At 44.3% G+C, this 8,101-nt stretch carries 11 protein-coding genes; all 11 read left to right on the forward strand.

What is annotated here, in order from left to right; genetic code table 11:
- Window positions 1–44: 44 nt before the first annotated feature.
- The gene (locus Q0620_RS10390) at window positions 45–467 is read left to right on the forward strand and encodes a F0F1 ATP synthase subunit B' (protein ID WP_297894462.1); all 423 of its coding nucleotides are present in this window, start codon (window positions 45–47) and stop codon (window positions 465–467) included.
- Window positions 468–477: 10 nt separating this feature from the next.
- Entirely contained in the window at window positions 478–993 is a 516-nt protein-coding gene (locus tag Q0620_RS10395) for a F0F1 ATP synthase subunit B (protein ID WP_298785050.1), read from the forward strand.
- Window positions 993–1,523, forward strand: coding sequence for a F0F1 ATP synthase subunit delta (locus Q0620_RS10400; protein ID WP_297950556.1), 531 nt, complete (start codon window positions 993–995; stop codon window positions 1,521–1,523). Before Q0620_RS10395 ends, Q0620_RS10400 begins: the two co-directional genes overlap by 1 nt.
- Before the next feature lie 11 nt (window positions 1,524–1,534).
- Window positions 1,535–3,049, forward strand: coding sequence for a F0F1 ATP synthase subunit alpha (gene atpA / locus Q0620_RS10405; protein WP_298785052.1), 1,515 nt, complete (start codon window positions 1,535–1,537; stop codon window positions 3,047–3,049).
- Between the two features lie 12 nt (window positions 3,050–3,061).
- Window positions 3,062–3,970: an ATP synthase F1 subunit gamma gene (atpG, locus tag Q0620_RS10410; protein WP_298785054.1), complete on the forward strand. Its 909-nt coding sequence runs from the start codon at window positions 3,062–3,064 to the stop codon at window positions 3,968–3,970.
- Window positions 3,971–3,981: 11 nt separating this feature from the next.
- Window positions 3,982–5,379: a F0F1 ATP synthase subunit beta gene (gene atpD, locus Q0620_RS10415; RefSeq protein ID WP_297894469.1), complete on the forward strand. Its 1,398-nt coding sequence runs from the start codon at window positions 3,982–3,984 to the stop codon at window positions 5,377–5,379.
- Window positions 5,380–5,389: 10 nt separating this feature from the next.
- Entirely contained in the window at window positions 5,390–5,794 is a 405-nt protein-coding gene (gene atpC, locus Q0620_RS10420) for an ATP synthase F1 subunit epsilon (protein WP_291938303.1), read from the forward strand.
- A gap of 2 nt (window positions 5,795–5,796) precedes the next feature.
- Complete coding sequence (locus Q0620_RS10425; protein WP_291938301.1) at window positions 5,797–6,372, forward strand: MotA/TolQ/ExbB proton channel family protein; 576 nt, start codon at window positions 5,797–5,799, stop codon at window positions 6,370–6,372.
- On the forward strand, window positions 6,372–6,770 hold the full coding sequence (locus Q0620_RS10430) for a biopolymer transporter ExbD (RefSeq protein WP_005869629.1): 399 nt from the start codon (window positions 6,372–6,374) through the stop codon (window positions 6,768–6,770). The genes Q0620_RS10425 and Q0620_RS10430 overlap by 1 nt, the downstream gene beginning before the upstream one ends.
- Entirely contained in the window at window positions 6,763–7,743 is a 981-nt protein-coding gene (locus tag Q0620_RS10435) for a TonB C-terminal domain-containing protein (protein WP_298785056.1), read from the forward strand. The genes Q0620_RS10430 and Q0620_RS10435 overlap by 8 nt, the downstream gene beginning before the upstream one ends.
- A gap of 18 nt (window positions 7,744–7,761) precedes the next feature.
- The coding region (locus Q0620_RS10440) for a TonB C-terminal domain-containing protein (RefSeq protein WP_298785058.1) at window positions 7,762–8,101 on the forward strand (340 nt) is incomplete at its 3' end.

Genomic DNA, 8,101 nt, shown 5'->3' on the forward strand with positions numbered 1-8,101 from the left:
TGTAAAATACGCATTTTGTTTAAAACTAATCTGGAGGAGGTGCGATGCTAGACGTAAGTTTGACCGCCATGATAACGACCATCGTCGTATTTTTAGCTTTGATTTACTTCTTAAATATCAAGCTTTATAGACCGCTACTTTTGCATATGGAAAAGCGAGAAGCTATTATTAAAGAAGATGAGGCAAATGCGATGAAAAACGCACAAGATGCAGATGCCGATAAAGCAGAGATCGTAAGGATCATGGATGCTGCGAAGTTGCAAGCTGTTAAAATAAAGCAAGAGGCGATGGATAGCGCGAAGCAGGCTGCCGCTAGAGAAATAGCCGAGAAAAAAGCCGCTATGGAGGAAGATTTCGATCAATTCTTAGGCGGTTTGGATGAGCAAAAGCGCAACCTAAAAAATGATTTGCAAGCTAAAATTCCGGAATTTAAAAATGCTCTAAGCAGCGCTGTGGCTAAAGTATGAGGATTTTAGTATGAAAAAATATCTATTTTTATTTATAATTCCCGCGTTTGTTTTAGCAAGCGATGGGCACGATGGAGTCAAGGACTACGACGTGCTGTGGCGAAGCATAAATTTCATTTTGTTTTTCGGAATTTTGTTTTATCTTTTAAAAGGTCCTGCAAAAGCAGCATATCAAGGTAGAATCAACGGCATCGCATCTAGACTTGAGGCTAATCAGAAAATTTTAAAAGAGTCCGCAGCTCGCAAGGAGCAAGCTAAAAAAGATCTGCAAGATGCCAAGGTTCAAGGCGCAGCTTTAATTGAAACTGCTAAAAAAGAGATCGTGTTCGCTACCGAAAAGATAAAAAATGCGACCGAACAAGAGATTGCGAATTTGCAAAAATCTTTCGATGAGCAGAAGAGCTTTGAGGCGCGCAAGATCAAAAAAGAGGTCGTAAGCGAGATACTGGATGACGTTTTTGCATCGGATGACATCAAATTTGGTCAAGACAAACTGGTTAAAATCGTAGAGAAAAAGGTCGGATGATGATAAATAACACCTCAAAAAGATATGTAAACGCCCTAATACTGAGCTATAAAAAAGATGAACTAGGCTCTGTTTTGCAGACGCTCGAGAGCGTCGCAAGCGCATTTAGAATTCCAAAATTCCAAGATATTGTAAAATCTCCGACGCTAAAAGAGGAATCCAAAGTGGAACTTATTGCGTCGTTTATAAAAAATCCAAGCGAAAAAATCGTAAATTTTATTAAACTTTTAGCTAAGAATAGGCGTATTGCGCTAATTCCACAGATAGTCGAGGAGCTGCGCAAGAATATTGCGGCGCTGGATAATAAATACTTAGGTAAAATTTATTCCGCTACCGAAATAGACGTCGCGAAAATAAAAGAGCTAGAGGCTAAAATTTCAAAGAAATTTAATGCAGATATTACCCTACAACCCGTTAAAAGTGAGCTTGAGGGCATTAAGATCGAAGTAGAGGATCTTGGATTTGAGATTAGTTTTTCAGTTGATAGATTGAAACAAAAAATGAGCGAATATATTTTAAAAGCAATTTAAAGGAGTAAAGCGTGGGTGCGAAAATTAAGGCAGACGAAATCAGCAGCATAATCAAAGAGCGAATTGAAAATTTCGATCTTAGCGTTGATATCGAAGAAACCGGCAAGGTCGTTTCGGTCGCAGACGGTGTTGCTAATGTTTACGGCTTAAAAAACGTAATGGCTAACGAGATGGTCGAATTCGAAAACGGAGCTCGTGGTATCGCGTTAAATTTAGAGGAGAGCAGTGTCGGCATCGTTATTTTAGGCGATACTAGCGGTATTAACGAAAGTAGTAGCGTTAAAAGACTGGGTAAGCTTTTGCGCGTTCCGGTAGGTGATGCATTAATCGGTCGCGTGGTAAACGCTCTAGGCGAGCCAATCGACGGCAAAGGCGCGATAGAGACCAGCGATACTAGATTTGTCGAAGAAAAGGCTAAAGGCATCATGGCTCGTAAATCCGTCCATGAGCCACTTCAAACTGGCCTTAAGGCGATCGACGCGCTAGTGCCGATTGGTCGCGGACAGCGCGAGCTCATCATCGGCGACCGCCAAACGGGAAAAACTACCGTTGCTGTTGATACCATCATCAATCAAAAGGGTCAGGATGTCATCTGCATATATGTAGCAATCGGCCAGAAGCAATCCACCGTCGCACAAGTCGTTAAAAAGCTTGAAGAATACGGTGCGATGGACTATACGATCGTAGTTGCAGCCGGTGCTAGCGAGGCAGCCGCGCTTCAGTATTTGGCACCGTATTCGGGCTGCACCATGGGTGAGTATTTCAGAGATAACTCCCGCCACGCGCTTATCATCTACGATGATTTGAGCAAGCATGCGGTTGCGTATCGCGAAATGTCACTTATCTTGCGCCGTCCGCCAGGACGCGAGGCGTATCCTGGCGACGTATTTTATCTACATTCCCGTTTGCTTGAGCGCGCTAGCAAACTAAGCGATGCACTCGGTGCAGGTAGCCTAACGGCGCTTCCTATCATCGAGACGCAGGCAGGCGACGTTTCGGCGTATATCCCTACAAACGTTATCTCTATCACTGACGGTCAAATTTTCCTAGAGTCTGGTCTATTTAACTCTGGAATTCGTCCTGCGATCAACGTGGGTCTTTCGGTTAGCCGCGTCGGCGGTTCCGCGCAGATTAAAGCGATCAAAAAGGTCTCGGGAACCTTGCGCCTAGATCTTGCTCAATACCGCGAACTTCAGGCGTTTGCGCAGTTTGCGAGCGATCTGGACGAGAGTAGCCGCAAGCAGCTGGATCGCGGACAAAGAATGGTCGAAATTTTAAAGCAACCTCCTTATTCGCCGCTTCCGGTCGAAAATCAAGTGGTCATCATCTTTGCGGGAAGTCGCGGATTTTTAGACGACGTACCTACGAGCTCAATTGGCAAATTCGAAGCTGAGCTCTATCCGTATATCGAGGCAAAATATCCTGAAATTTTTGAAGAGATCAGAAGCAAAAAGACCATCGAGAAGAATTTGGAAGATAATTTGATCAAAGCATTAAATGACTTTAAAGCGACCTTTGCCGCTTAAAAAGGCTAAATTATGGCAAATTTAAAAGATATAAAGCTACAGATCAAGAGCGTTAAAAATACGGAGAAGACCACCAAGGCTATGAAGCTGGTCTCCAACGTCAAGCTCAAAAACACCAAAGAGGCGGCGATGCGCTCGCGAGCTTATGCGGTGAAGATTAACGAGGTCTTGGGTGAAATTTCTGCGCGCGTTAAAAATTACGTAGGCAATAATTCGGGCAACGACGAAAAGCTTAAAATTTTCGATACCACGCGAGAAGTAAAGGTGGTTGATTTGCTGTTTATCACCGCAGATAAAGGGCTTTGCGGCGGTTTTAATATCAACACCATCAAAAAGATCAAAGCTTTGATCGAGGAGCTTAAGGCTAAAAAGATCAAGGTTCGCCTTCGCGCCGTCGGCAAAAAGGGGATAGAGTATTTTGATTTTCAAGGCATTGAGCTTTTGGAGCGATATATCGGCGTGAGCTCATCTCCATCGTCCGAGAAAGCTAACGAAATCGTGCAAGCCGCAGTTAAGGATTTTAACGAAGGTAAAACTGACGAAGTCATACTTATCCACAACGGCTATTTAAATATGATTACCCAAGAGATGCGCGTAAATACGCTGGTGCCGATCGGTGAACCTGCGATTAACGAGGACACTTTAAAAACATCTACATTGGAAGTAGAAGTTGAAAGCCCTGAGGATGAAGAAACATTGATGTTAAATTTAATCCAGAGCTATCTTAGCTACAGCATGTATTACGCGCTGATCGACTCTTTGGCGGCGGAGCACTGCTCGAGAATGAATGCGATGGAGAATGCGACAAATAACGCCAAAGAACGCGTATCGCAGTTAAATTTAGCATACAACAAAGCCAGACAAGGCTCTATCACGACTGAGCTTATCGAGATCATAAGCGGCGTCGAATCAATGAAATGAAAGGAAAACGGATGAAAGGAATAATTTCTCAGGTAATGGGTCCTGTGGTCGATGTCGATTTCAAGGACTACTTGCCGAAGATTAATGAAGCTATCGAGGTTAAATTTGACGTCGAGGGCGCTCATCGTAGGCTGATCCTAGAGGTAGCCGCGCACCTTGGAGACAACCGCGTCCGCACGATTGCTATGGATATGAGTGATGGACTTAGGCGAGGACTTGAGGCTATGGCTCTTGGCGCGCCTATTACGGTGCCAGTGGGCGAGAAGGTCTTGGGTAGAATTTTTAACGTCACGGGCGATCTGATCGACGAAGGCGAGGATGAAAAATTTGAAACCCGCTGGTCGATCCACAGAGATCCGCCTAGCTTTGAAAATCAAAGCACGAAGAGTGAAATTTTTGAAACCGGCATTAAGGTAGTCGATCTGCTAGCCCCTTACGCAAAGGGCGGTAAGGTAGGATTATTCGGCGGTGCTGGTGTCGGCAAGACCGTCATCATCATGGAGCTAATCCACAACGTCGCTTTCAAACACAGCGGTTACTCCGTATTTGCGGGCGTCGGCGAACGAACGAGAGAGGGAAACGACCTTTATAACGAGATGAAAGAATCGGGCGTTTTGGATAAAGTCGCCTTAACCTACGGTCAGATGAACGAGCCACCGGGGGCGAGAAATCGTATCGCGCTAACCGGTCTTACGATGGCCGAGTATTTCCGCGACGAGCTTGGGCTTGACGTTTTGATGTTTATTGACAATATCTTCCGCTTCTCGCAGTCGGGTTCGGAGATGTCCGCGCTTTTAGGACGAATTCCATCTGCGGTCGGCTATCAGCCTACACTTGCTAGCGAAATGGGTAAACTGCAAGAGCGAATTACTTCTACTAAAAAGGGCTCCATCACCTCCGTTCAGGCCGTTTACGTGCCCGCGGACGACCTTACCGACCCTGCGCCTGCGACCGTTTTTGCGCACCTTGATGCGACGACCGTTTTAAACAGAGCGATTGCCGAAAAAGGAATTTATCCTGCCGTTGACCCACTTGATTCGACCTCAAGAATGCTTGATCCGCAAATCATCGGTGAGGAGCATTACAAGGTCGCTCGCGGCGTTCAAGCGGTACTTCAAAAATATAAAGATTTGCAAGACATTATCGCGATTTTAGGTATGGACGAGCTTAGCGAAGAGGATAAACTCGTAGTCGAGCGCGCTAGAAAGATCGAGCGCTATCTATCTCAGCCGTTTTTCGTAGCCGAGGTATTTACCGGAAGTCCGGGCAAATATATCTCGTTAGAGGAGACTATCGCCGGCTTTAAGGGAATTTTAGAGGGCAAATACGACGATCTGCCGGAGAATGCCTTTTATATGGTAGGAAATATCGACGAGGTAGTAGCAAAAGCCGAAAAGATGAAAGCATAGGAATTTTAAGATGAAAGAATTTTTGCTTTTAGATATCGTTACACCCGAAGGGATGGTCTTTTCGGGCGAAGTCAAATCCGTCCAACTCCCCGGCATTACTGGCGAAATGGGTATTTTGCCAGGGCATGCGAGCTTGCTAACGGGGCTTAAAGATAAAAGCGAAGGCGGAGTCGTTGAGATCGTAGATAAAGATGGCAAAAAGCAGCTTGTTTTGGTAAACGACGGATTTTTGGAAGTTACCGAAGAAAAAACTACTATTCTAGCCACTCAAGCCGTAGCTATCGGAGGTGATAGCGAAAGCGCCGTAGCGAAGTCTTTGCAGCGCGCTAAAGATATGCTTGCGTCCATTAGCTCCGATGCGGCAAATTCCGCAGCGATTATGGCTAGAGTCGACGAATTCGCAAGGCAAAGTTAAATATGCTAGATCTAATTTTAAGTTATTTTACGAGAAGCACGTTTATTACGATATTCGTGCTTTCTTGGTTATCCGTCTATTTTATCGTCACTTTTACGATTTTGATCTCCAGATTTGTAGGGCTTAGTGCGTGGCAACACCGCGAAGCAAAGGCACTCGAATCCTTACTAATGGGTGGTAGGATTTCGCTTTCGGGCTCTATTTTTCAAAAAGTAAATACCGATAAAATTTCAAAAGAAGCCTTGGAAATTTATAAAGGCAAAGCTGAACGCGACTCCACTAGCGGACTTACCTGGCTATCTATCGTCGCCTCTACTTCGCCGTTTATCGGGCTATTTGGTACAGTCGTTAGCATACTTCACACATTTTCCAAGCTTGGCGGCGGGAATTCCGGCATCGATACTATCGCTCCTGCGATCAGTGAGGCGCTGGTTGCTACAGGATGTGGAATTTTTGTAGCGATCCCCGCATACACCTTCAGCTTACTTATAAAACGCAAAGCATACGAAGTTATGAGCATCATAAATCGTACGGCAGATATTTTGCTATTTAAAGCAAACACTGGAAAAGCTATTTAATGTATAATTTCGACGAAAATCCAGAGTTAAATATCACTCCGCTCGTCGATATTATGCTTGTTTTGCTAGCGATTTTAATGGTCGCGCAAACGGCGATTATCTACGATGAGAAGATCGAACTGCCTAGTGGCTCAAAAGCACAGGTTTCGGAAAATACCGCAGAATTCTTGCTTGTGCGTATCGGTGAAGATCGCAAGGTTTATATCGACAAAAGCTCGATGAGCCTAGCTGAATTCCCGGATAATCTCGTGCTGCTTAAAGGCACCGGCAAGTATAGCTTGGAAAAACCTGTCTATATCCAAGCCGATAAGAGACTCGTTTATGACGATGTAATGTTTGTCTTAAAGAGTTTAAAGCAAGCGGGTTTTACTAAAGTCGCGCTTCAAACAAATGGCTAATTATTCAAATTTTACGGGGGTTAAATACGATAATTTTAAATCGTTTTTAATCGCCCTTTTTGCCTATCTGCTGGTGATTTTTGTTCTTTTATATCAAATTTCAAAGCCGCAGGAAAAATTTAAAAAATATACCGACAATCCCAACGATTATATGGATGTTACTTTTGATTTCGAAATAGATGATAAACTTCCGTCCGCGCCTGAAATCGCTAAAGAAACAAAGCAAGGCGAGTTTGACAATAAGAATGTGAAGGATGTGCCGGAGGATAAAATTAAGACTACGGCGCAAGTAGTCCCGCCTCCTCCGGTGCAGGCAAAGCCGAAAGAGCCCGAAAAGCCGAAGGAAGAGCCGAAGCCGGAACCTAAAAAGGACGAGCCTAAAGCTGAGCCCAAAAAAGAGGAGCCCAAGCCTGAGCCTAAGTTGGAAGATAAACCTTCCGAAAAAGTAGTAGAGAAAAAAGAGGAAGCTAAGCCGGAGCCGAAAAAAGAGGAAAAACCGAGCTTGAGCGATCTTTTTTCGGATACGACTAAGGACAATAAGAAGCTTGAGGAGAGCGCTAAAGCTAGCGACGCCGTTCAGAGTAACAAAAAGTCCGATAAAGAAACCGCCACCTCTAGTGCTAAGGATAAAGCGGCATCTAAAAATGCTGTCGTCAAATCCGATAAGCTTGGTGGCAGGACGCAAAGGACGGGCGAGTATAACGCTTATTACGGCGCTATCGAGAAAAAGCTTCAAGTTCTATGGAGCAGATATGTTGCGACCGCGAAGGACGACGCAAGGATTAAAATAGTCTTTAGCGCAGATGGGCGAGTGGCGGATTATACTATTATAGAGTTGGGGCGAGAGACTGAATTTAACCAGAAGTTGCGAGATTTTTTGGATAATCTATCGACTCAGACTTTCCCGAAGTCTCCCGACGGAGCGTCGCACGAGATTGATACTAGGATGTCCGACGTAATGAAGACAAATTAGAATTTGTAAGGAAAAAAAGTGAAGAGACTTTTTTGTATTTTTGCCTTTTGCTGTATGCTTTTTGCAGAAGATGTGGATTCTGCTAAAAATTCTACCTCTTCAAATTTAAACACCGAAATTCAAAATTCTAAAGAATTTAGGGCTTATTATGGAGATATTGTAAAGAAGCTAGAATATCTGTGGCTAAAACAAGATGCTACCACTAACGATGACGCAGCGGTCGAGGTTACTTTCGGCGCGGACGGACGAGTGGTGGGTTATAAAATTATCGAGTTAGGTCGCGATATAAAATTTAACCAAAAGCTTGACAGATTTTTAAAGGGGCTTTCGGAGCAAAATTTTTCAAAATCCCCGGATA

It is taken from the genome of uncultured Campylobacter sp. (assembly GCF_938017615.1).
Classification (GTDB): Bacteria; Campylobacterota; Campylobacteria; order Campylobacterales; family Campylobacteraceae; genus Campylobacter_B.

Excerpts from the sequence above, each read along its gene's own strand:
- Q0620_RS10395 (WP_298785050.1), top strand. The coding sequence starts at position 478 with ATGAAAAAATATCTATTTTTATTTATAATTCCCGCGTTTGTTTTAGCA.
- atpG (WP_298785054.1), top strand. The coding sequence starts at position 3,062 with ATGGCAAATTTAAAAGATATAAAGCTACAGATCAAGAGCGTTAAAAAT.
- atpC (WP_291938303.1), top strand. The coding sequence starts at position 5,390 with ATGAAAGAATTTTTGCTTTTAGATATCGTTACACCCGAAGGGATGGTC.
- atpD (WP_297894469.1), top strand. The coding sequence starts at position 3,982 with ATGAAAGGAATAATTTCTCAGGTAATGGGTCCTGTGGTCGATGTCGAT.
- Q0620_RS10390 (WP_297894462.1), top strand. The coding sequence starts at position 45 with ATGCTAGACGTAAGTTTGACCGCCATGATAACGACCATCGTCGTATTT.
- Q0620_RS10400 (WP_297950556.1), top strand. The coding sequence starts at position 993 with ATGATAAATAACACCTCAAAAAGATATGTAAACGCCCTAATACTGAGC.
- Q0620_RS10425 (WP_291938301.1), top strand. The coding sequence starts at position 5,797 with ATGCTAGATCTAATTTTAAGTTATTTTACGAGAAGCACGTTTATTACG.
- Q0620_RS10435 (WP_298785056.1), top strand. The coding sequence starts at position 6,763 with ATGGCTAATTATTCAAATTTTACGGGGGTTAAATACGATAATTTTAAA.
- Q0620_RS10430 (WP_005869629.1), top strand. The coding sequence starts at position 6,372 with ATGTATAATTTCGACGAAAATCCAGAGTTAAATATCACTCCGCTCGTC.